This is a genomic window from Tenacibaculum larymnensis, from assembly GCF_028829235.1.
GTDB classification, from domain to species: domain Bacteria; phylum Bacteroidota; class Bacteroidia; order Flavobacteriales; family Flavobacteriaceae; genus Polaribacter; species Polaribacter larymnensis.
In genome coordinates this window covers 111,205-132,494 of record NZ_JAIWJY010000002.1, presented here as the reverse complement: position 1 = coordinate 132,494, position 21,290 = coordinate 111,205, and the positions used below count along the sequence as shown (strand labels likewise).

Annotated in this window: 18 protein-coding genes; 9 read left to right on the top strand and 9 right to left on the bottom strand. The window is 33.2% G+C overall.

Features of this window, described 5'->3' with window-relative positions:
• Positions 1-59: 59 nt before the first annotated feature.
• Positions 60-1,976, bottom strand: coding sequence for an ABC-F family ATP-binding cassette domain-containing protein (locus LCI24_RS03435; protein ID WP_274639182.1), 1,917 nt, complete (start codon positions 1,974-1,976; stop codon positions 60-62).
• Between the two features lie 119 nt (positions 1,977-2,095).
• Between LCI24_RS03435 and LCI24_RS03430 the strand changes: the two genes are divergently transcribed.
• A complete protein-coding gene (locus tag LCI24_RS03430) occupies positions 2,096-2,491 on the top strand; it encodes a DUF983 domain-containing protein (protein ID WP_274639181.1) in 396 nt (131 codons plus the stop codon).
• Positions 2,492-2,546: 55 nt separating this feature from the next.
• Here the strand turns inward: LCI24_RS03430 and LCI24_RS03425 are convergent, their stop codons facing one another.
• From LCI24_RS03425 to topA, 7 genes are all read right to left on the bottom strand, one after another.
• The gene (locus LCI24_RS03425; protein ID WP_274639180.1) at positions 2,547-3,596 is read right to left on the bottom strand and encodes an NAD(P)/FAD-dependent oxidoreductase; all 1,050 of its coding nucleotides are present in this window, start codon (positions 3,594-3,596) and stop codon (positions 2,547-2,549) included.
• A 75-nt stretch (positions 3,597-3,671) separates the two neighbouring features.
• Complete coding sequence (gene porN, locus LCI24_RS03420; RefSeq protein ID WP_274639179.1) at positions 3,672-4,532, bottom strand: type IX secretion system ring subunit PorN/GldN; 861 nt, start codon at positions 4,530-4,532, stop codon at positions 3,672-3,674.
• Between the two features lie 18 nt (positions 4,533-4,550).
• Positions 4,551-6,086: a type IX secretion system motor protein PorM/GldM gene (porM, locus tag LCI24_RS03415; protein ID WP_274639178.1), complete on the bottom strand. Its 1,536-nt coding sequence runs from the start codon at positions 6,084-6,086 to the stop codon at positions 4,551-4,553.
• Between the two features lie 43 nt (positions 6,087-6,129).
• Positions 6,130-6,771, bottom strand: a complete 642-nt coding sequence (gene porL / locus LCI24_RS03410; protein ID WP_274639177.1) for a type IX secretion system motor protein PorL/GldL — start codon at positions 6,769-6,771, stop codon at positions 6,130-6,132.
• Positions 6,772-6,821: 50 nt separating this feature from the next.
• A complete protein-coding gene (gene porK, locus LCI24_RS03405) occupies positions 6,822-8,201 on the bottom strand; it encodes a T9SS ring complex lipoprotein PorK/GldK (protein ID WP_274639176.1) in 1,380 nt (459 codons plus the stop codon).
• 96 nt (positions 8,202-8,297) lie between these two features.
• Positions 8,298-9,458: a formimidoylglutamase gene (locus LCI24_RS03400; protein ID WP_274639175.1), complete on the bottom strand. Its 1,161-nt coding sequence runs from the start codon at positions 9,456-9,458 to the stop codon at positions 8,298-8,300.
• Positions 9,459-9,516: 58 nt separating this feature from the next.
• On the bottom strand, positions 9,517-12,003 hold the full coding sequence (gene topA, locus LCI24_RS03395; protein ID WP_274639174.1) for a type I DNA topoisomerase: 2,487 nt from the start codon (positions 12,001-12,003) through the stop codon (positions 9,517-9,519).
• A gap of 199 nt (positions 12,004-12,202) precedes the next feature.
• Between topA and miaB the strand changes: the two genes are divergently transcribed.
• The 8 genes from miaB (at position 12,203) to LCI24_RS03355 (ending at position 19,993) form a co-directional block, all read left to right on the top strand.
• The gene (miaB, locus tag LCI24_RS03390) at positions 12,203-13,657 is read left to right on the top strand and encodes a tRNA (N6-isopentenyl adenosine(37)-C2)-methylthiotransferase MiaB (protein WP_274639173.1); all 1,455 of its coding nucleotides are present in this window, start codon (positions 12,203-12,205) and stop codon (positions 13,655-13,657) included.
• A gap of 82 nt (positions 13,658-13,739) precedes the next feature.
• Positions 13,740-14,972, top strand: a complete 1,233-nt coding sequence (locus tag LCI24_RS03385; RefSeq protein ID WP_274639172.1) for a sigma-54 interaction domain-containing protein — start codon at positions 13,740-13,742, stop codon at positions 14,970-14,972.
• A 36-nt stretch (positions 14,973-15,008) separates the two neighbouring features.
• A complete protein-coding gene (locus LCI24_RS03380) occupies positions 15,009-15,515 on the top strand; it encodes an LptE family protein (RefSeq protein WP_274639171.1) in 507 nt (168 codons plus the stop codon).
• A 3-nt stretch (positions 15,516-15,518) separates the two neighbouring features.
• Positions 15,519-16,265 (top strand): hypothetical protein, encoded by a 747-nt coding sequence (locus LCI24_RS03375; protein WP_274639170.1) that lies wholly within the window; start codon positions 15,519-15,521, stop codon positions 16,263-16,265.
• Positions 16,266-16,610 (top strand): preprotein translocase subunit SecG, encoded by a 345-nt coding sequence (secG, locus tag LCI24_RS03370; RefSeq protein WP_047788559.1) that lies wholly within the window; start codon positions 16,266-16,268, stop codon positions 16,608-16,610.
• Between the two features lie 164 nt (positions 16,611-16,774).
• Positions 16,775-17,050, top strand: coding sequence for a co-chaperone GroES (locus LCI24_RS03365; protein WP_274639169.1), 276 nt, complete (start codon positions 16,775-16,777; stop codon positions 17,048-17,050).
• 98 nt (positions 17,051-17,148) lie between these two features.
• Complete coding sequence (groL, locus tag LCI24_RS03360) at positions 17,149-18,786, top strand: chaperonin GroEL (RefSeq protein ID WP_274639168.1); 1,638 nt, start codon at positions 17,149-17,151, stop codon at positions 18,784-18,786.
• 226 nt (positions 18,787-19,012) lie between these two features.
• Positions 19,013-19,993 carry an alpha/beta hydrolase family protein gene (locus tag LCI24_RS03355; protein WP_274639167.1) on the top strand — a complete coding sequence of 327 codons (981 nt, stop codon included), beginning with the start codon at positions 19,013-19,015 and terminating at the stop codon, positions 19,991-19,993.
• A gap of 62 nt (positions 19,994-20,055) precedes the next feature.
• On the opposite strand, the gene LCI24_RS03350 is transcribed toward LCI24_RS03355, so the two are convergent.
• Entirely contained in the window at positions 20,056-21,033 is a 978-nt protein-coding gene (locus LCI24_RS03350; RefSeq protein WP_274639166.1) for a polyprenyl synthetase family protein, read from the bottom strand.
• Positions 21,034-21,290: the final 257 nt, after the last annotated feature.

Here is a 21,290-nt window from a genome sequence, read left to right as displayed (position 1 = left end):
ATTGCTTTGGTTTTCTTACTTAGAATATATTCAAATTAAGTATATAAGTAAATCACCTTCTAAAACCCAGCAACCTGCTCCTCTACTTGCTCCCATTCTTCCATCAGTTCGTCTACTTTTGCTTTTTTAGCTTTGTAGTTTTCAAAGAAATTAGGACGTGAAGACACTTCATCATAGTTTTGAGCTAACTCTAAATCTATTTTTTCTATTTCAGCTTCTAAATCTGCGATTTGTGTTTCAATTTTATTCAGCCTATTTTTTAACTTTTTAAGTTCCTTTTCTTGTTCTTTAGATAATTGATAGGCTTCTTTTTTAGATGTATCTTTTTCTGCCTTTACTACAGTTTTTTTCTCAGCATCACGCAAACTTTCCATTTTGTGTTGCTCTAAGAAATAATCAATATCACCTAAATATTCTTTTATTTCTCGGTCTTTAAATCCGTAAACCGTAGTGGTTAATCCTTGTAAGAAATCACGGTCGTGAGATACGACGATTAAGGTTCCATCAAAATTTTGTAATGCTTTTTTCAGTACATTTTTTGAGGCAATATCTAAGTGGTTGGTAGGCTCATCCATTATTAGCACATTAAAAGGCGATAATAACAGCTTGCACAATGCTAAACGATTCCTTTCTCCTCCTGATAGTACTTTCGCTTTTTTGTCTACTGCTTCTCCACCAAACAAAAAGGCTCCTAACATGTCTCTCACCTTTACACGATTGGTATCATTCGCAGCATCTTCCATAATTTCCAGCACTGTCTTCTCAGGTGGTAATTCTTCCGATTGATTCTGAGCAAAGTATCCTATTTCAACATTATGTCCTAGCTTAAGATTTCCTTCAAATGGAATTTCTCCTACCATCATTTTGGCTAAAGTAGATTTTCCTTGTCCGTTTTGACCAACAAAAGCAATTCTGCTATTACGCTCAATCAATAAGTTAACATCCTTCAACACCTCTTTTTCGCCGTAGCTTTTAGCTAAATCCTCTGCTTCAACTATAATTTTACCAGGTTCTTTCGAAATAGCAAAGCGGACATTCATTACTGCATTATCGTCCTGATCTACTTCAATACGTTCAACCTTATCAAGTTTTTTAATAAGGGATTGTGCCATGGAAGCTTTGTTGGCTTTAGCTCTAAACTTCTCAATCAGCTTTTCAGTGTGTTCTATTTCTTTTTGTTGATTTTTTTGCGCTTGTAATTGCTTTTCTTTGATTTCAGCTCGTAACTTTAAAAACTCTGTATATGGTTTTTTATAATCGTAAATTTGTCCTAAAGAAATTTCTATAGTACGGTTGGTTACATTATCCAAAAACATTTTATCATGCGATACTAATACTATGGCTCCTGCATAGTTTTTTAAGAAGTTCTCTAACCAAATAATAGATTCAATATCTAAGTGGTTAGTGGGCTCATCGAGTAATAAAATATCATTATTTTGTAAAAGTAATTTTGCTAACTCAATACGCATACGCCAACCTCCAGAAAACGTATCTGTTAGTTTATCAAAATCTTCTCGTTGAAATCCTAGTCCTTGTAAAATCTTTTCAGTTTCACCCTGATAGTTGTATCCTCCTAGTAATTCGTAACGTTCAGTTTTTTCATTTAAATCAATAATTAGCTGATTATATGCTTCACTTTCATAATCGGTTCTTTCAGCTAATTGTCTGTTTATCTCGTCTAACTCTAACTCAATTTCTTTTATTTCAGTAAATGCTTGGTAAGCTTCTTCTAAAATAGTTCTTCCGTGTACAAAATCAATATCCTGACGTAAAAAACCAATACGTACATCTTTATCAAACGCTAACGTCCCTCCGCTGCTCTCAATATCTTTTGATAGCACTTTTAATAAAGTAGATTTTCCTGCTCCATTTTTTCCAATCAATCCTATTCTATCTCCTTTTGTTAGTTTAAAGGTGATTCCTGAGAACAAATCTGTTCCCATAAATGAAACTGATACATCGTGTACGTTTAACATATTTTTAGCAAATTACTTTGGTTTTGTAACTAGAGTTACAAACGAGAGTTTTATTTTTGTTGAAATTTGTGCAAACTTACAAAAAGCAAATAGTTAATTGAACTTAATACCTAGAAGAAATGTTTGGAAAAGGAAGTAAATTGTATAGTATTTTTAATAATAAATGTCCTCGTTGCCATGAGGGAGATTTTTTTAAATACAAGCTTAACTTCAACCCGAAAAAAGTTACAACTTTACACGAAAATTGCCCTAAATGTAATTTAAAATATATGATGGAACCTTCTTTTTTCTTTGGTGCCATGTACGTAAATTATGCACTTGCCGTGGCTCTTTTTGTTGCTATTTTTATTATTGCTAAAATGTTTATTGGCTTATCAATTTTGCATAGTTTTATAGCTATTATAGTTGTTTCATTAATTTTAACACCTATTACACTAAGACTTTCAAGAATTATTTGGATAAACCTTTTTGTGAGTTATAAAAAGGATGCTAAAGAATTACAATCAGAAAAATAATTTTACAAGGGATAAACTTACTATTTCCTAAAATATAAGAATATAAAAAGGTTCGTTATTCAACGAACCTTTTTATATTTATTTCATTATCTAATTCTTCACCCTTTTCTAGATGATTGAACAAGTTTTCAGCAACAGTTGGTGCAATCATTACACCTCTCGTTCCTAAACCGTTTAAAACAGCTAATTTTGAGTATTGTGGATGTTTTCCTACTAGAGGTCGTCTGTCTTTTACCGTAGGACGTATTCCTGCTGATTGTTCGATAACGATATACGGAACCGATATTATTTTTTGTAGTTTTTCTTCTAATTCTTTTCTACCCTCTACAGTTGGAATAGAAGTTTTGTCTGTCCAATTAAAAGTTGCTCCTACTTTATAAGTATCATTACCTAATGGCATAACAAAAACACTTCCTTTTAATAAAAAATCTATTTGTAGTTCGGGAGCATGAATTGTTATGGTTTCTCCTTTGGTTCCATTTAGAGGCAAATAATTAAAAAAAGGATTTTTCTTCAAACCAAAACCCTCGCTAAACACTATTCTTTTTGCCGTGATGTTATCATAGCTGACTTTATCTTCTGAAATCTCTACTTTTGAATAGTCAAAAGCTTGCTCTACGAGACTTTTTAATGATTTGATATATTCTTTATAGGCTTTCACTAATAAAGGCGTGTCAACTCTCCCTGTACCTTTTAGTTCTCCAAATCCATAATCACCTATAATTCCTTTGATTTTTTCTTTTGAAATTTTTGGATTCATATAGTTTGACAACATAGGTTTATCAGAAGCTATGAACCAATTATTTTCGTCTCCTACACTGGTGAATACTTTTTTAGTGATAAATTTATAATCTAAGGTAACTTGTAACTTTTCTTCTAACTCTTGATAAAAAGGAATTGCTTTTTCTAGTTGTTCATGCCCATTCCAAACCGGTGTAAATCTTTTTAAAATTACAGGATTGTATACTCCACCAGCAACTACAGAAGAAACTTGTGAGTTGTTTTCAAAAACTATAAAGCTTTTATTATTTTTAATTAATTGTTCTGCAAAAGCTATTCCTGATAAGCCTAAACCAACAATAATATAATCTACCTCTTTATTCATAGTTCAAAAGTACTATTATTACAACAAAAAAGAGCTTGCAATGCAAGCTCTTTTTTGTTTATATATAAAGGAATATTAATAATTCCACATATCCATTTCTCTATTACGGATACCTTCTTTAATTCTGTTTGCTTCTAACAACTGGAATAAAGAGTTTCCACGAACATAATCTTTTATAGATCTATCTCCATAAATATTCTCTTCCTTCAAAATAGTTGAGTTAAAGCGTCTTGCATTTAACAAGTTATCATAAGAAAGTGGTTGCGCTGAATTTTCTGGATTAAATACTTTTGATTCATGCAATGTTTGTCTAGCTGCTGGGAAAAACACCCAAAATAACTCATAAACATTTTCGCTGTCATCAATTTCTTCTACTCCCATAACCTGTACATCTGGTCCCATAGGTGCTAATGCTAATAAACGATACTTTAATTCACCTTGACGTTTGTCAAAATACCAAATACCTTTTAACATGTATCCTTTGATATCTTCAGATTTTACAAAATAAGGGTCTACATAATCTCCATTCTGACGTTCGTTATACGTCATCATTTTAACCTCTTCCATTCCTATTTTGGTAGTAAAATAAGAGTCATTATAAACCTCTGTTATTTCACCATTTTTAATACCTTTTAAAAGAGTATCAAATAGAGAACGTCTAGTTAACCCAGCATTCATAGTATCAATTGGGTAGTAATAAGGAAGATTTATTTTTTGGTTTAAATCTACATACTCCCACACCACTTTAGACCACAATACATCTCTATCACTAATATAGCCATAAGGAAGTGGTTTGTCATCTTCTGAAGCGATTTGAGCTTCAGATTTAACTCCAATTTCATCTACCTTTTTAGCATTTAAAAGGTTAGCTTGTGCACTTGCATAGCTTGTTGCCGCAAACGCGAATAAAACCATATAAAAACGCTTCCAATTCATACTTTCTTATTTTACTTATTAATTTGTAATTTCTACACTAACAGGCAATACTTTCTTGATTCTATAATTAGATCCAGAAACTGATGCTTTGATATCAAAAATCGTAATAACATCATGTCTTCTTGCCTTACTAATTGCTGCTTTTGCTCTAGAGTTTAAACCTCTTCCGCTTACAGGGATAGCAACTTGACCTGGTACTTTAATTTTAAAGCTAGATACGTTTAGTTTTAAATCGAATAAGAAGTCTGGTAAACCAGCTGCAACACTTATTCTTCCTAAACTTGCTTTTGGCATTTTTACAGTACCATATTGTCCTCTTACCATACCAACTGCTGGTGGTATGTCTTTAATTCTAAATTTCTTAACAGAACGTACACCTTTTGATGCTCCAGTTGGAGTTCCTGTAACTACGATGTTAACTTCACTTCCTTTACCTGGGTACATAGTATACTTATCTCCTCTAACTCTTTTTAATCCTGGAGCTCTTGCAGAAACTTTGTTTCCTGGTACTCCTGGAATAGAGATAGTTAACGGGTTAGCTAAACCACGATATACTACGTTCATTTTATCTGCAGAAACTAAAGCCTCATTTGGTCTAGGAATTACTGCATAAGCTCCTTTGATATCTATCTTTACAATAGAATCTCCTTCTTTAAATTGGAACTCTCCTTTTAACTCCTTATCTCCAACATTTCCTGCTGGTCCGTCTAAAATAACTTGTCCTGCTTGAATTTTTTCTTGCTCAACTTCTTCATCGTTGATAATAACTTTCTCTGCAGTTAAATTAGGGTCTTTCTTACCTAATACAATTCTACCAGATAAGTTTTCTCCTGGATAATAAGCGCTCTTGTCAAAAACAACCATTGCTTCATACTTGGTCATAGACACAGCACTTTGTAACTCTCCTTGTAATAATGCTGTTAAAGCATCAGACTCAGTTGCTTTAATATCTGCCTGGATTTGAGTTAACTTAGTTAAAGATGCAATTAAAGGAAATCCTTCAAAGTGATATTTTAACCAGTCAATTTTCTTACCATCTTTATTTTCTACTTTGTCAGTATTAAAACGAGCAGCTATAACACCTGCTACTTCTGTACCTTCTAAAGCAGTTACTGCATCATTTCTGAAAGCATCTATCTTAGCAACAAACTCTTGTCCTGCTTTTGATATTTTACCCCCTTTAAAGAATAACTCATCTAAAAACTTAGACTTATCCATTGTTTCATATGCTTGCTTGTCTTCTAAATCACCAGTCATCTGACTTTTTAAATCTCCTACATAAGCATATAATTCATCTGCAGCTACTTTTAACTTATCTGTTTTCTCTTTAGCTTCACCATACTGCTTCTTTTGTTCAGCTGCCTTTTGAGCTAACGTTTCGTAAGCTGTTTTATTTTTCTCAGTAGCCTTTTCGTTTGCTACTGTTAACTTTTCATTCATTAATCCAAAGGCTGATAATACCTCTTTACTCATGTTCATTGCTAACATTGCAATAAACACTAAGTACATAAGGTTAATCATCTTCTGCCTTGGTGATAGTTGTCCTCCTGCCATATTAATTAGTTTGTTTAGTTAATAAATTAGATAAACTAATTAATTATTTGTTAGACATTGCAGTTAACATTCCTCCATAAACTCCATTTAATGAAGATAAATTTGTTGCTAATGACTGCATTTGCTCTTGTAAACGTTGAGAATTTTCTACCATAGCAGAATTTAAATCAGCTTGTTTACTAGCATTTTCTACTTGTGTTTGATATAAACTATTTAAAGACTCCATTTGAGCTGCTGCTCTAGACATTTGCTCATTGTAGCTATTAGTAGCTGAAATTGATTGAGAAGCTGAAGCTAATGGCTCTACTGCTCCTTGGAAGTTTTTAATGCTATCTCCTAAACGAGATACTAATTGAGCATCTAATTTAGCTTCGCTTAAGATATTATCTAATTTTTGAGATAACATGCTTTGTGCTTCTTCTGGAGATGCTTCTTTACCTTTTTTACCTCCTAATGATTGACCATCTGCTAACTCTGGGTATACTTTTGTCCAATCTAAATCGTCTTCAACTGCTTCAAACGCTGACAATGCGAAAACTGCTGCTTCAACAATCATACCTACCATTAATACTTCATTTCCAAAAGGCCAGTGTAAAATTTTAAATAATGCTCCAATGATAACTACTGCGGCTCCTAAACCGTAAGCCATATTGAACATTTTCTTCGTTGATTTTGATTGTGCCATAATTCTTGATTTTTAAATTTTGGGGATTAATATTTATTCTTGTTTTCTTGTTAATTACTTTTATTGGTACCTAAATAATCTTGTACTGTTCTAAATCCAATATAACTTCTTGCTGTATCTGCATATTCCCAATCACGAGAACTTACTTCTAAAAAGTATGCTACATCTTTCCAAGATCCTCCACGGATAATCTTTCTTCTGTTTTCTTTTATCTCTACGTTAGGGTTCATTGTAGATCCCATGTAGTAAGACATTTGGTTATAAGCTGTATTTGTCCATTCAGAAACATTACCTGCCATATTAAACAGTCCGTACTCATTAGGGTTGTATGACATAGCTTCAACTGTATATAAAGCACCATCTGCAGCATAATCACCACGAACTGGCTTAAAGTTGGCTAAGAAACATCCTCTATCGCTTGTTGTACTTGGTCCACCCCAAGGGTATTTACCATAGTCTAAACCACCACGGGCAGCATATTCCCATTCAGCTTCAGTTGGTAATCTGAATGCTGGTACTAAACCTAATTTTTTTCTTGATCTTTGGAAGTTGTTTTTTGTTTGAGTTCTCCAGTGACAAAATGCTTTTGCTTGATTCCATGTCACTCCAACCACAGGATAGTTTTCATATGCCTTGTGTCCAAAGTATTCTTGATGCATTGGATCATTATATGAATAGTTAAAATCTTTAATCCATACTGTTGTATCTGGGTAAACATTAATAACCTCGTCTCTTAAGAAGTCTTTTCTATTTTTACCTGTTCTAGCTGCAGCTTCATTATCGAACCAGTAGTATCTATAGTTTAATAACTTTGTATTGAATGTTCTAATTCCATTTAAAGCTTCATCTTTCTTTATATACAGAGAATCCATTACTTCTACATAATCTGCATCAGGATACTCTTGAGAATCCCAAATAAGTTCCTCTTCCCAATTTAATGGCTTCAAAGAGTCTAACCCTTCTCCTAACTCGTAGTAATTTTCACGCATATATTTTTCATACGGAGTTTCATTTACTGTATCTTTTGATCCAAAAGCGTATAATTGAATTCCTTGTGCGTTTTTACCTGTACTAGCTACATCATCTCCTCCTAAAGAAGCAAACTCTGCCTGGTAGGCTAATTTAGTTCTTGTAATAGAGTCTCTTACCCAATGAACAAATGCTTTATACTCACTATTCGTTATTTCTGTTTCATCCATATAAAATGGTTGTACAGTAACAGTCTTAGTTGGAGCGTTCATAGCTCCCATAGGATCTTCATCTTGTTTACCCATAGTAAAAGATCCTCCTGGGATTTTAGCCATTCCATATGGTTTCTCCGCAAACCATTTTCTTTTAGACTTTACTCCTACCAATTCTCCTCTATCTCCACTTGAACCACAAGAGTAGATGATAGATGCTAACAATGCAAGTACTGTTATTTTTTTCATATTATATCTTTCTTATAAAAGAGGCGTAAACCTATTATTTTTTTTATTAAAAAACAATTACGAGTTATTATTTTTTACAGAACATACAACTTTCTCCTAAACAAGCTTTTGCAGTGCTTTATACCACCTCTCTGGTGTTTTTTGCTGCAACGCTTGTTCATAATCTCGATAGTTACATGGTATTAACGCATGTCTTTTGTGTTTATTATTCGATATTAAATTTATTTCCATCCACCAACGACCACTTTTATCACTTTTATAAAAGTTTATTGGGTCATCGTCATTCAAAAGCACCGTGAACTTTTGGTAACTTTCTTTTGTTGCAAATGGGTAATCTTTAGCTCTTGAATTCACTCCTTCTATGAAGTACCAAATTATTTGAGCTATTAAATTTGCTGTTTGACTATTAGAGTCCAACTTACTATTGTACTCGTATATACCAAAGGATGTTACTTTATCACTAATTCCTGCATAACGTGCAATGGCACACATTTCCTCTCCATAAAACCCATTAGGTGAGGCATTTTGATTAGCAGGTGCTTCACTTTGTCGAACACTACCTATGTCTATACTTACAACATCTGCATCACGCATTATAGGTTCAACCAACGTCACATCTTTCACCTGTCCTAACCTATAAGCATCGAAATACAACTTATCTAGTAAGTTAATTTCTTCTTGTGAGTTAAAGTATGTTTGATAACCAATATTACTAAAATTAAATAAATTGTTTGGTTCTTCCATAACAATTCTACTCACATATGATCTTGAACTTAGCTCTTCTTCTACAGTACCTAAATCAAATCGGCTGTCTACAGCCACTAAATTCACTGTTTGCTCTAACTTATCATAAGCTCTATAATTCGCATAAGTTAAATCTTGTCCTCCACCAATTATTACTGGAAGTATATTTTTTTTCAGTAAGGATGCTACTGATGATTTAACAGCAAAATAGGTATCTTCTAAAGTATTACCTTTTTCTATATTCCCTAAATCAACTATTGGTGTATGCCAATTCCCAGGAAATAGTTGATACAAGTGCTTACGAATTTCATGTAGTTCTTTACCGCTACCAAAATTATCTACTGCACCTCTATCATCTTTTACCCCTAAAACAGCTATAGAAACCTCTGTCAAGTCTGGAAAACCATCTTGGACAGTATGGAGTTGAATATTTCTTCCCAACGCAGAAGATGGCTGTAAAACTACGTGAGCAGCTACAGAATCTTCAATAGGTGTAAAGAAGTCTATATTCATTATAAGGGGGAATTTAAGTGTCGCAATATACTAAACTATTTTTTTTCTGAAAGCTTCTTTATTTTTTTTTGGCAGCTTTCTTTTTGGTTGCTTTTTTCTTTGGCGTTTTTGCCTCTATTATTTTAACAGCCTCTTCTTGTGTTAGTTTTTCTATTTCTGTGGTTTTAGGGAGCTCTACTTTTATCTTTCCTTTTATCACATTAAAACGTCCCCAACGTGCTTTCTCTACGCGAATACCAACTTCTTCAAAGTTGTGAATTAGCTTTTCACGCTCTTTTCGTTTTTTATCTTCTATTAATTCTTCTAAATCTGCCTGACTTAAATTATCAAAATCGTATTTTTTATTTACGTTAATAAAAATAGAATTCCATTTAATAAAAGGTCCAAAACGTCCAACTCCTTTTTGAATTGGCATACCCTCATATTCTCCAATAGGAGCATCTGCTTTCCTTTTTGCTTCAATTAGCTCAATAGCTCTATCCATGTCTACAGACATTGGATTTTCCCCTTTATCTAACGATACATATTTACCGTCAAATTTAATATAAGGCCCAAATCTTCCATTAGCTACAACAACCTCTTTCTCTTCGTAGTCTCCTAATGTTTTTGGTAACTTAAACAAATCCATCGCTTCTTCATAGGTTATGGAATTCATTGTTTGATCTCCTTGTAAACTTGCAAAACGAGGCTTTTCTTCATCCGTTGCTTCTCCTATCTGCACCATTGCTCCGTAACGTCCTAAACGCACATAAACATTCTTACCACTCTCTGGATCAACTCCTAACAAACGCTCTCCTTTTGCTCTTTCTGCATTTGCAGCAACATCTTCTACAACAACATGAAAGTTTTTATAGAAATCTTTAATCATTGCTGTCCAGTCTTCTTTTCCTTCAGCAATTTCATCAAACTCATTTTCTACTTTAGCTGTAAATCCGTAGTCTAAAATAGTATCGAAATTAGCAACTAGGAAATCATTTACAATATTTCCAATATCTGTTGGAACTAACTTTCCTTTATCAGAACCCACCTTTTCAGTTAAAACTTGCTCTGACACTTCTTGATTTGCTAAACTTAACTGCGTATAATTTCTTTCTTTTCCTTCTACGGTGCCTTTCTCAATATAATCTCTTCTTTGAATAGTTGAAATGGTTGGTGCGTATGTAGAAGGACGACCTATACCTAACTCTTCTAAACGCTTTACTAAAGCTGCTTCTGAAAATCTTGCTGGTGGTCGTGTATATCGTTCAGTTGCTGTAATTAACTCATTAATTAATGACTCTTTAACCTCCATTCTAGGTAACATTCCTGCCTGTTCCTCTTCTTCATTATCGGTTCCTTCTAAATATACTTTTAAGAAACCTTCAAAAGTGATTACCTCTCCGTTTGCAGTAAACTGTTTCTTATTCTTATTGTTGTCTATTTTTACAACGGTACGCTCTAACTGAGCTTCGCTCATTTGTGAAGCTAATGTGCGTTTCCAAATTAAGCTATACAATCTTGTTTGATCATACTCACCTGTAATTTCGTGATTCTCCATGTTTGTTGGACGAATCGCCTCGTGTGCTTCCTGTGCTCCTTTTGATTTAGTTGCATAATTACGTGGCTTACTATATTCTTCCCCATAAGAAGCTATAATTTCTGCTTGAGCTGCATTTTTTGCATCATCAGATAAATTTACACTATCTGTTCTCATGTAGGTTATTAACCCTGCTTCATACAAACGTTGCGCTACCATCATGGTTTTAGCAACAGGAAAGCCTAATTTCCTTGATGCTTCTTGCTGTAACGTAGATGTTGTAAATGGCGGTGCCGGAGATTTTTTTGCAGGTTTTTTTTGTAAATCAGCTACAGAGAATTCTGCTCCTAAACAAGAGTTTAAGAAATCTTCTGCTTCTTTTTTTGTTGAGAAATTTTTTGCAAGCTTTGCTTTAAACTTTTTCCCTTCTGCATTTATAAACTCTGCGTCAACTCTGTAAGAAGCTACTGGTGTAAAATCTTCTATCTCTCTTTCACGCTCCACAATTAAACGCACCGCTACCGATTGCACTCTACCTGCTGACAGACCTGGTTTAACTTTTCTCCATAAAACAGGAGACAATTCATACCCCACTATTCTATCTAACACACGTCGTGCTTGTTGTGCATCAACTAAGTTATAATTAATTGTACGTGGATTTTCTATTGCTTTTAAAATTGCATTTTTAGTAATAGAGTTAAAAACAATACGTTTAGTGTTTTCATCTTTCAACTTTAATTGTTCCGCTAAGTGCCATGCTATAGCCTCTCCCTCGCGGTCTTCATCGGATGCTAACCAAACAGTTTCTGCTTTCTTTGCTAAGTCTTTAAGTTTCTTTACCACCGCTTTTTTATCAGTAGAAACTATATACTTCGGTTTGAAATCTCCTTCTACATCTACACCTAACTCTTTAGATGGTAAGTCTGCAATGTGTCCGAAACTCGATTCAACCTGAAAGTCCTTTCCTAAAAACTTCTCTATCGTTTTTGCTTTAGCAGGTGACTCAACTATTACTAAATTTTTTGCCATACGTCTTATATCTCTTATCTCATTTTACACCTTATTAATATAGGCATAATTCAGTTTGCAAAAGTATATAGTTTTTTTTTAATGGGTTATTTTTAACAAAATTTTACTTTTTCTTAAAAAAACTATCCATGTCAATTTGTCACAAATTACACTTTTTGGTTGTATCTTTGCAGCCTATTTTAGTACGATTTAAGGATTTATGGAACACGTAGAGAAAGTAATTGATGAGAAAAAACAAGGAAAAGCCCTTGTTACAGAACACAAAGAAGGAAACAGCAAAAAGCTTTTTATAGAAAGCTATGGTTGTCAAATGAATATGAACGATAGCGAAATTGTGGCGTCAATTTTAGCTGAACAAGGTTTTAACACCACACAAAACCTGGAAGATGCAGATCTTGTACTGGTTAACACCTGCTCTATTCGTGAAAAAGCTGAAACCACTGTTCGTAATAGACTTCAAAAATACAACGCTGTTAAAAAAACAAACCCAACGATGAAAGTTGGTGTATTGGGTTGTATGGCTGAACGACTAAAAGAAAAGTTTTTAGAGGAAGAAAAAATCGTTGATTTAGTTGTAGGTCCTGATGCATATAGAGACTTACCTAATTTAATTGAAGAGGTTGACGCAGGTCGTGATGCGGTAAATGTAATTTTATCAAAGGAAGAAACATATGCCGATGTTTCTCCTGTTCGTTTAAACTCTAATGGAGTTTCTGCATTTGTTTCAATTACTCGTGGTTGTGATAATATGTGTACATTCTGTGTGGTTCCTTTTACTCGTGGTCGTGAGCGTAGCCGTGACCCAAAGAGTATTATTGAAGAAATCCGCAGTATGCAAGAAAAGAACTTCAAAGAAATTACTTTACTAGGTCAGAATGTAGATTCTTACTTATGGTATGGTGGCGGATTGAAAAAAGATTTTAAAAAGGCTTCGGAATTAGCACAAGCTTCTGCTGTAGATTTTGCACAATTATTAGATATGTGTGCTACTGAATTTCCAAAAATGCGTTTTCGTTTTTCTACATCGAATCCGCAAGATATGACTCTGGATGTAATTCATGTTATGGCTAAACACCAAAACATTTGTAAATATATTCACTTACCTGTACAAAGTGGAAGTAACAATATGTTAAAAGCTATGAATCGTCAACATACTCGTGAAGAATACATGGAATTGGTTGACAACATATACAAAATTGTTCCTGAAATGGCTTTAAGTCAAGATATGATTGCTGGTTTCTGTGGAGAAACTGAAGATGACCATCTTGATACTTTAGACATGATGAACTATGTAAAATATAGCTTCGGATTTATGTTTGCTTATTCAGAAAGACCAGGAACCTTAGCTGCTAAAAAAATGGAAGATGATGTTCCATTAGCTATAAAAAAACGTCGTTTACAAGAAATTATCGACCTACAACAAGAACATAGTTTATACAGAGCTAAAGAACATGTAGGAAAAATTCAGGAAGTTTTAATTGAAGGAACTTCAAAAAGAAACGAAAATGAATGGAAAGGTCGTAATACACAAAATACCGTTGTTGTTTTCCCTAAGGAACATTATAAAATGGGAGATTTTGTAAATGTAAAGATTGAAGATTGTACTTCTACAACCTTAAAAGGTAAGGCTGTTCGGTACTCAGACAATAATTAATTTTTAGAAAAAAGAGTCTAGAGGAAAGAAAAAAGACACAATCTTTTCTCTCTATTCTTTTTTTTCTATTCTAAAGAAAGAAATGGAAAATTTACAAGCTATAAAACAACGCTTTGGCATTATCGGTAACGATGTGCAACTAAATCGTGCAATTGAAAAAGCGATTCGTGTTGCCCCTACCGATATTTCAGTACTTGTTACTGGTGAAAGTGGTGTTGGAAAAGAAAATATCCCAAGAATTATTCACCAATTATCACACAGAAAACATGCAAAATATATTGCTGTAAATTGTGGAGCAATTCCTGAAGGAACTATTGATAGTGAATTATTCGGGCATGAAAAAGGTGCTTTTACAGGAGCTACACAAACAAGGAAAGGCTATTTTGAAGTTGCTGATGGTGGTACCATCTTTTTAGATGAAGTTGGTGAATTACCATTAACAACCCAAGTCCGCTTGTTACGTGTATTGGAAAATGGAGAATTTATAAAAGTAGGTTCTTCTCAAGTACAAAAAACAAATGTTCGTATTGTAGCTGCAACCAACGTGAATATGCACGAAGCTATTTCTAAAGAGAAGTTTCGTGAAGATTTATATTATCGTTTAAGTACTATAGAAATTCCGCTACCTCCTTTAAGAGAACGTGGGGAAGACATTCACTTATTATTTAGAAAGTTTGCTGCAGATTTTGCGCAAAAATATAGAATGCCTACTATAAGACTTGATGAAAATGCAGTAAAAGTTTTATTGAACTATCATTTTCCTGGTAATATTCGTCAATTAAAAAATATTGCAGAACAAGTATCAATAGTTGAAGAAGATAGGCTAATTACTCCTGAAAAACTAATTCAATATTTACCTGAAAACCGCAGTAATCTACCTGCTGTTGTAGGTGGCAGAACTACAAGTCAATCAGACTTTGCTAACGAACGAGACATCATGTATAAAATCTTGTTTGATATGCGTAATGACATTAATGATCTAAAAAAGTTAACGCTAGATTTAATGCAAAACGGAGACTCTGAACAAGTACAAGAAGACAATCATCGTTTAATCGAACGCATATATCAAGATCAAGATTTATCGGAAGCTTCTAACATAGAGGTTGTACAAATACCAAAATCTACGTCTCACCAAAGTGAGTATGATTATGCAGAGACCATTGAAGAAGATGAAAGCTTATCGTTACAAGAAAAAGAAATTGAAATGATAAAAAAGTCTCTTGAAAAAAATAACGGAAAGCGTAAATTAGCCGCTAAGGAGCTAGGAATATCTGAAAGAACTCTATACAGAAAAATTAAACAATATGATTTATAATCTATTTGTTTACTTTTACAACTCATCCAATTTTAAATGAAAAAAACTCTTTATATAATATCGTTATTTATTGGTTTAACAACTATTATTGGTTGTGGAGCATATTCTTTTACAGGAGGTAATACTGGTAATGCAAAAACAATTCAGGTTGATTTTTTCCCTAACCAAGCTCCTTTAGTAGAACCAATACTTAGTCAAAAATTCACACAAGACTTACAAGATTTATTCACTCGTCAAACTAATTTAACCTTGGTTAATTCTGGTGGTGATCTACATTTTTCTGGTGAAATTGTTGATTATCGTATAACACCTATGAGTGCAACAGCTCAACAAACAGCTGCTCAAAACCGATTAACAATTACAGTAAATGTAAACTTTATAAACGCTTTAGAAGAGAAAGATAATTTTGAAAAACGTTTTTCTTTTTACTACGATTACGGAGCAAACCAACAACTAACTGGAGGAGTTTTAGAAACTGCCTTGGATGAGATTCTAGAGCGTATTACACAAGATATTTTTAATGCCTCAGTGGCAAAATGGTAATTTTTGAATAAGGATACATACATACAGTTATTAGAAAAGCCTGAATTGATTTCGCAAGAACATCATCTTTCGGACATCTCTGCAATTATTCAAGAATATCCTTATTTTCAATCTGCTAAAGCGCTACGTTTAAAGATTTTAAAAAATCAAGAAAGTTATAAATACAACAACGAGTTAAAAATAACGGCATCTCACACCAGTGATAGAACTGTTTTATTTGATTTTATTACTTCAAAAGCTTTTAAAGAAACTCCTAAAAAAGAAGAAAAAACCAGTTTAAAAGATAAAATTCTTCCAAAAAGAAAACAAACAAAAGTTTCAGCTGTGGAGGAAGATTTAGCTATTGGAAAACCACTTTCTTTCACACAAAACGAAACTTTTTCTTTCAATCAATGGTTACAACTTTCATCAAAGAAAGCTATTGTAAGAACTTTAGACAATCAACCTTCAGAAAAGCAAATAAAAGAAGTACCTGTTAAATCTGAACATGATGCTATTATTGATCGTTTTATTGAAACTGCTCCAAAAATTTCTCGTCCTAGCAAAACAAATACCTCAGATATTAAGATATCCGAAAATCAACAAAGTAACCAATTAGCTACCGAAACCTTAGCTAAGGTATATTTAGAACAAAAGAAATATGACAGTGCTATTCAAGCATATAAAATATTAAGTTTGAAATATCCAGAAAAAAGTGGTTTCTTTGCAGACCAAATTAAAAGAATACAAATTTTACAAAACAATAAATAGATGACAACGTATACTTTACTTTTAGTTTTAATATTGATTGTTGCAATAGCATTAATCTTAATTGTAATGGTTCAAAATCCTAAAGGTGGAGGATTATCTTCATCATTTGGAGGCGGTGGAGCTCAAAATATTGGAGGTGTACAAAATACAAATAGCTTTTTAGACAGAACTACTTGGACATTAGCTATTACTATGTTTGCTTTAATTTTATTAGCAAACTTCGCTATTCCAAGAGGTAATGCAGCTGACGCTCCTCAATTAAATGAAACTTTAAACAATATTGAAACTACAACTACGCCTGCTACACCAGCAGCAACAGATACTGCTAAAGATAGCGCTCAGTAGTTTTTCACAAAAAAAATATAAAATGCCAACGTAAATGACACGTTGGCATTTTTTTTTATGTATTAGTCTAATCTATTAGAAAAATTGTCAGCAAAAATCTAATGGCATAATTTCTGACAAAACTTAACCAGTAAAAATTAATTTAATCAATCAAAATATATAAAATGGGATTAAACATTAAACCTTTAGCAGACAGAGTTCTTGTTGAACCAGCTGCAGCAGAAACTACTACAGCATCAGGAATCATCATCCCTGACAACGCAAAGGAAAAACCACAAAAAGGTACTGTCGTAGCCGTAGGAAACGGAACAAAAGAAGAGCCTTTAACTGTAAAAGTTGGTGATACTGTTTTATACGGAAAGTACGCTGGTACTGAGCTTAAATTAGAAGGAAAAGATTATTTAATTATGAGAGAAAGCGACATATTCGCTATTATCTAAAATTTCTTTGCTATTAGCTTTTCGCTACTAGCCAATTAAACAAAATTTAAAAACTAAGCCAAAAGCTATATGCTAACGGCTAAAAAACTTAAACAAACATGGCAAAAGATATAAAATTTGATGTAGACGCTCGCGACGGATTAAAACGTGGTGTAGATGCATTAGCTAATGCAGTAAAAGTAACTTTAGGTCCTAAAGGACGTAACGTTATTATTTCTAAATCTTTCGGAGCTCCTCATGTAACAAAAGATGGAGTTTCTGTAGCAAAAGAAGTAGAGCTAGAAGACGAGTTAGAAAATATGGGGGCTCAAATGGTAAAAGAAGTAGCTTCTAAAACTAACGATTTAGCAGGTGACGGTACTACTACTGCGACTGTATTAGCACAAGCTATCGTAAAAGAAGGTTTAAAAAACGTAGCTGCTGGAGCTAATCCTATGGATTTAAAGCGTGGTATTGATAAAGCTGTAGCTGCTATTACTGAAGATTTAGCAAAACAATCAAAAGAAGTTGGTGATTCATCAGAAAAAATTAAGCAAGTAGCTTCAATCTCATCTAATAACGATGCTGTAATTGGTAATTTAATTGCTGAAGCATTTGGTAAAGTTGGAAAAGAAGGTGTTATAACTGTTGAAGAAGCTAAAGGAACTGACACTTATGTTGATGTTGTTGAAGGAATGCAGTTTGACCGTGGATATTTATCTCCATACTTCGTAACAGATGCTGATAAAATGATTGCTGATTTAGACAATCCTTATATTTTATTATTTGACAAAAAGATTTCTAACTTACAAGAAATTCTTCCAATTTTAGAACCTGTTGCTCAATCAGGAAAGCCATTATTAATCATTGCCGAAGATGTTGATGGACAAGCTTTAGCTACTTTGGTAGTTAACAAATTACGTGGTGGATTAAAAATCGCTGCTGTAAAAGCTCCAGGGTTTGGTGATCGTAGAAAAGCAATGTTAGAAGATATCGCTATTTTAACTGGTGGTACTGTGATTTCTGAAGAAAGAGGTTTCTCTTTAGAAAATGCAACTTTAGATTTATTAGGTACTGCTGAAACAGTAACTATTGATAAAGATAATACTACAATTGTTAACGGTTCTGGTGACGAAGCACAAATCAAGGCTCGTGTAAACCAAATTAAAGCACAAATTGAGACTACTACTTCTGATTACGATCGTGAAAAATTACAAGAGCGTTTAGCAAAATTAGCTGGTGGTGTTGCTGTATTATATGTTGGTGCTGCTTCTGAAGTAGAAATGAAAGAAAAGAAAGACCGTGTTGATGATGCTTTACATGCTACAAGAGCTGCTGTAGAAGAAGGAATTGTTGCTGGTGGTGGTGTTGCCTTGGTGCGTGCTAAAAAAGTATTAGAAACAATTACTACAGAGAATTTAGATGAAACTACAGGTATTCAAATTGTAAATAGAGCTATCGAATCTCCTTTACGTACTATTGTTGAAAATGCTGGTGGTGAAGGTTCTGTTGTAATTAATAAAGTTTTAGAAGAAAACCAAAACTTTGGATATGACGCTAAGTCTGAACAATATGTAGACATGTTAGAAGCTGGTATCATCGATCCGAAAAAAGTAACTCGTGTGGCTTTAGAAAATGCTGCTTCAGTAGCAGGAATGATCTTAACTACTGAGTGTGCTTTAGTAGATATTAAAGAAGATGCTCCTGCTGGTGGCGGAATGCCTCCAATGGGTGGTGGAATGCCAGGAATGATGTAATGGCGAATCTCCATAGATAGATATAAGAAACCTCGAGACATGTCTCGAGGTTTTTTTATAACCGAAAGTCTCACCCCTATCAATACAAGTCGAAAAACCTGAAAATATTACAGAAAAGAACTCTGCTCAACACAATAGTCTGTACAACAAATCTTTAGTTTTAAATAACTACAATATTTATTCTTATCTAAATTGTGAATATTGAACCCCAAAAACTAAATTAATTATGTTAAAAAAATATGGTTTTATTGTGTTTGTTTTTTCTATTTTCCTAATAGCTTGTTCCACAGAAAGTGAAGATGATTTAATTAAAGGTAACAGTTCTTACAAAACACCAACATCACTAAATAAAAGTATTGGTACATTTCAAATTACCACTCACTTTGATAATTGGCTTCAACAAAACGGTTATGGTTTTTATAATTTTAAAGGTAGCATAGGTTACAGTTATGGTGGTAAAACTTCTAGTTCTGAAATACTAAATAATCAACCTGTTATATTTATACATGGTAATAGTGATAAAGCTGACGGCTGGGAAGAACCCATAAACTATTTTCTAAATAATGGATACAAAACTAGTGAATTGTATGCCTTAACTTGGGGAAGTGCTAATCCATATAATGCTTCTTCTAACTATCATAGTAAGGAGTTTTTACAAAGGATTAGAACTTTTATACAAGCTGTTAAAAATTATACTGGTGCTCAAAAAGTAGATGTAATTGGTCATTCTATGGGAGTTACTTTAGGTAGAAAATCTATAAAAGGAGGTAATGCTTACGACCAAGCTTATGGTAACTATAACTTAGGAAACTCATTAAACTACGTCGATACTTTTGTAGGAATTGCAGGTGCTAACAGAGGTTTAACATCATGTTATTATTCAGGCACTGGAGTACCAACTTGTAGTGATGTTAATGGTTTTTACCCTGGATATATTTTCTGGGGAGCTGGTCCTTATGGAGTTTCTAATTTCCTAACAGAATTAAATAATAACCCTACAAAAGAAGCGAATAACGTTTATTCTATATGGAGTTCTGCCGATCAAGTTGTTGGTTATGGTTGTATTGTTTATGGGGAAAATACATGTAGAATAAACACCCAAGATGGAGAAAAATATTACAGTTCTGCTCCATACGGTCATTTTGGGGTTAAAAACTTATCGGGGTACTATCAATTACAAATGGTAAAATACCACAGTACTTATTAGGTAATTAGTTTGTTTGTTAACCAAAAATCCTCGAGAAGAATCTTGAGGGTTTTTATTTATTTTTATATTTTTCTCTCCACAACATAATCTATCATTTGTAATAAAGAGTCTTTATAATCTGAATCAGGGTAATTATTGAGAATAGCCAATGCTTTATTTTTATAATCGTGCATTTTGGCAGTAGTATATTCTAGCCCACCATTTTCTTTTACAAAAGCAATAACTTCTTTTACTCTTTTTTTGTTTTTATTATGCTTTTTAACCGAATTGATTAACCACGATTTTTCTTTTTGTGAACAAGTATTCAATGTATAAATTAACGGAAGTGTCATCTTTTGCTCTTTGATATCAATTCCTGTTGGCTTACCTATTTTATCTTCTGTATAATCAAACAAATCATCTTTAATTTGAAAGGCAATACCAATATACTCTCCAAACTTCCGCATTTGTTGAACAGTTTCGTTATTTGCTCCAACCGATGCGGCACCAATACCACAACAAGCTGCTATTAACGTAGCTGTCTTTTGACGGATGATTTCAAAATAAACCTCCTCTGTAATATCAAGTTTTCGAGCTTTTTCAATTTGTAATAGTTCTCCTTCACTCATTTCTCGAACAGCTATAGAAATGAGTTTTAACAAATCGAAATCTTCATTATCTATAGACAACAATAGTCCTTTAGAAAGTAAGTAGTCACCTACTAAAACGGCTATTTTATTTTTCCAAAGCGCATTAATTGAGAAGAAACCTCTACGTCGATTACTATCATCAACTACATCATCATGTACTAAGGTCGCTGTGTGAATTAATTCTACCACTGATGCTCCTCTATATGTACGCTCATCAAAACCGCCGTTAGAAACCATTTTTGCAACTAAAAACACAAACATAGGTCGCATTTGTTTTCCTTTTCTACGAACTATATAATAAGTTATTCTATTTAATAATGGAACTTTAGACAACATCGAGTCTTTGAACTTAGTTTCAAAGAGTTCCATTTCTTTAGCAATCGGAAGTTTTATTTGCTCTACTGGCTTCATATTAGTGAACAAAAATAAGAATAAATAATGTTTACTTTTGATTTTAAAAAAAATATGAAACATTTAAAGACAAGAGGACTTATTTTTCTTATAATCTGTATCTCTTTTATATCATTTGGTATTTATATTTCTGACAGTAATCAGCGTTCTTGTTTAGGTAACCCAATTATTTTACCATATACTTTTTTAGGTGTTCCTTCTATATTTTTATTGGGAATATTAGATGTAATTGTATTAGCTTTCTCAAAAAAACTAAA

Coding starts and splice junctions, on each gene's coding strand:
- LCI24_RS03435 (WP_274639182.1), bottom strand. CDS start 1,976: ATGTTAAACGTACACGATGTATCAGTTTCATTTATGGGAACAGATTTG.
- LCI24_RS03430 (WP_274639181.1), top strand. CDS start 2,096: ATGTTTGGAAAAGGAAGTAAATTGTATAGTATTTTTAATAATAAATGT.
- LCI24_RS03425 (WP_274639180.1), bottom strand. CDS start 3,596: ATGAATAAAGAGGTAGATTATATTATTGTTGGTTTAGGCTTATCAGGA.
- porN (WP_274639179.1), bottom strand. CDS start 4,532: ATGAATTGGAAGCGTTTTTATATGGTTTTATTCGCGTTTGCGGCAACA.
- porM (WP_274639178.1), bottom strand. CDS start 6,086: ATGGCAGGAGGACAACTATCACCAAGGCAGAAGATGATTAACCTTATG.
- porL (WP_274639177.1), bottom strand. CDS start 6,771: ATGGCACAATCAAAATCAACGAAGAAAATGTTCAATATGGCTTACGGT.
- porK (WP_274639176.1), bottom strand. CDS start 8,201: ATGAAAAAAATAACAGTACTTGCATTGTTAGCATCTATCATCTACTCT.
- LCI24_RS03400 (WP_274639175.1), bottom strand. CDS start 9,458: ATGAATATAGACTTCTTTACACCTATTGAAGATTCTGTAGCTGCTCAC.
- topA (WP_274639174.1), bottom strand. CDS start 12,003: ATGGCAAAAAATTTAGTAATAGTTGAGTCACCTGCTAAAGCAAAAACG.
- miaB (WP_274639173.1), top strand. CDS start 12,203: ATGGAACACGTAGAGAAAGTAATTGATGAGAAAAAACAAGGAAAAGCC.
- LCI24_RS03385 (WP_274639172.1), top strand. CDS start 13,740: ATGGAAAATTTACAAGCTATAAAACAACGCTTTGGCATTATCGGTAAC.
- LCI24_RS03380 (WP_274639171.1), top strand. CDS start 15,009: ATGAAAAAAACTCTTTATATAATATCGTTATTTATTGGTTTAACAACT.
- secG (WP_047788559.1), top strand. CDS start 16,266: ATGACAACGTATACTTTACTTTTAGTTTTAATATTGATTGTTGCAATA.
- LCI24_RS03365 (WP_274639169.1), top strand. CDS start 16,775: ATGGGATTAAACATTAAACCTTTAGCAGACAGAGTTCTTGTTGAACCA.
- groL (WP_274639168.1), top strand. CDS start 17,149: ATGGCAAAAGATATAAAATTTGATGTAGACGCTCGCGACGGATTAAAA.
- LCI24_RS03355 (WP_274639167.1), top strand. CDS start 19,013: ATGTTAAAAAAATATGGTTTTATTGTGTTTGTTTTTTCTATTTTCCTA.
- LCI24_RS03350 (WP_274639166.1), bottom strand. CDS start 21,033: ATGAAGCCAGTAGAGCAAATAAAACTTCCGATTGCTAAAGAAATGGAA.